This window comes from Aphanothece microscopica RSMan92, assembly GCF_046613545.2.
GTDB lineage: Bacteria > Cyanobacteriota > Cyanobacteriia > PCC-6307 > Cyanobiaceae > NIES-981.
Window position 1 is genome coordinate 1 of record NZ_JBKKKY020000676.1, and the last position, 339, is coordinate 339.

Genomic DNA, 339 nt, shown 5'->3' on the forward strand with positions numbered 1-339 from the left:
CGACGCGCTCGAGGCGCAGCTTGCGGGCGTCGGCGCGACGGTCGTGGGCTATGTGACGGACGCGATCGACGCGCTGGAGACGTCGCTGACGGCGGCGATCGCGGCGGGCGACGCGACGAACGCGACGGCGATCACGGGGCTGACGACGGAGCTGGCCACGCTGACGGCGACGGTGACGGCGCTGGATGCGGCGTACCAGGCGGCGGATGTCGCGCTGCAGGCGGAGATCGACGCGCTCGAGGCGCAGCTTGCGGGCGTCGGCGCGACGGTCGTGGGCTATGTGACGGACGCGATCGACGCGCTGGAGACGTCGCTGACGGCGGCGATCGCGGCGGGCGA

Annotated in this window: 1 protein-coding gene; it reads left to right on the forward strand. The window is 74.0% G+C overall.

The genetic code is table 11. From position 1 onward, the window contains the following. The coding region (locus ACLD7X_RS19585; protein WP_411425347.1) for a hypothetical protein at positions 1-339 on the forward strand (339 nt) is incomplete at both ends.